Source organism: Neorhizobium alkalisoli (genome assembly GCF_002968635.1).
GTDB classification, from domain to species: domain Bacteria; phylum Pseudomonadota; class Alphaproteobacteria; order Rhizobiales; family Rhizobiaceae; genus Neorhizobium; species Neorhizobium alkalisoli.
Window position 1 is genome coordinate 1 of record NZ_PVBN01000057.1, and the last position, 400, is coordinate 400.

The following is a 400-nucleotide window of genomic DNA, read 5'->3' on the forward strand; positions in this document are numbered from 1 at the left end:
TCCTCGGTGACGGCGAGATGGACGAGGTCGAGTCGCGTGGCGCATTGCAGTGGGCCGCCAACGAGGGCCTCGACAACCTGACTTTCGTCGTCAACTGCAACCTGCAGCGTCTCGACGGCCCCGTGCGCGGCAACGGCAAGATCGTGCAGGAGCTCGAGGCGTTCTTCCGCGGCGCCGGCTGGAACGTCATCAAGGTGCTGTGGGGCCGCGGCTGGGATCCGCTGCTCGCCCAGGATCGTGACGGTGCGCTCGTCAACATCATGAACAAGACGCGTGACGGCGACTACCAGACGATCCGCGCCAATGACGGTGCCTACGTCCGCGAGTACTTCTTCGGCCAGGACCCGCGCACGGCGAAGATGGTAGAGAACTGGTCCGACGACGACCTGTGGTGGAAGCT

General features: G+C 65.0%; 1 pseudogene. It reads left to right on the forward strand.

What is annotated here, in order from left to right:
• Positions 1–400 (forward strand): annotated as a pseudogene (aceE, locus tag C5L13_RS28535) (pyruvate dehydrogenase (acetyl-transferring), homodimeric type); the annotation flags it as partial.